This is a genomic window from Ligilactobacillus animalis KCTC 3501 = DSM 20602, from assembly GCF_001434535.1.
Classification (GTDB): Bacteria; Bacillota; Bacilli; order Lactobacillales; family Lactobacillaceae; genus Ligilactobacillus; species Ligilactobacillus animalis.
The window spans coordinates 1-203 of record NZ_AYYW01000050.1; the positions used below are offsets into that span (position 1 = coordinate 1).

The following is a 203-nucleotide window of genomic DNA, read 5'->3' on the forward strand; positions in this document are numbered from 1 at the left end:
ATGATCAAATTACTGCTCAAGTTATTCAAATTCTTCAACTCTTGTAAGCTCATATTGTGGTTGACTGCAATACGGTACAAAGAGTCGCCCGCCTTGACCGTATACGTCCCGTTGCCACTTGCTTGGGTCTGATTTGAATTTTGTGATGTATTTGTACTTGGTTGGTTCGAAGTTGCTTGGCCCGAGACCTTCAAAACTTGACC

1 protein-coding gene is annotated in these 203 nt (G+C 42.9%); it reads right to left on the reverse strand.

What is annotated here, in order from left to right; genetic code table 11:
- Positions 1 to 203 (reverse strand): LysM peptidoglycan-binding domain-containing protein (locus tag FC30_RS07730; protein WP_156400139.1); only part of this gene is annotated, 203 nt, incomplete at both ends.